At 66.2% G+C, this 201-nt stretch carries 1 protein-coding gene; it reads right to left on the bottom strand.

The genetic code is table 11. The annotated features are described in order from the left end of the window. Positions 1 to 201, bottom strand: a 201-nt coding sequence (locus JDF658_RS13625) for a carboxylesterase (protein WP_143312026.1), incomplete at both ends; no start/stop codon positions are given.

Raw genomic sequence — 201 nt, 5'->3', positions numbered from 1 at the left:
GGCCAGGTAGAGGCTGATCAACCCCCCCATCGATAACCCGGCCAGGTAGACCCGGTCGCACTTTTGCCTGAGCTCTACTACCGCTTTTTCCGCAGCAGCCCCCCAGTCCCGCCAGCAGGTGCGGGCCAGCTCTTCCACATCAGTGCCATGGCCGGGTAACAGGGGCACCTGTACCGTCCAGCCCTGAGCCGCCAGGGCCCG

Source organism: Carboxydocella sp. JDF658 (assembly GCF_002049395.1).
GTDB lineage: Bacteria > Bacillota.
The sequence above is the reverse complement of the archived record's forward strand: the minus strand, read 5'-3'. Positions and strand labels throughout refer to the sequence as shown.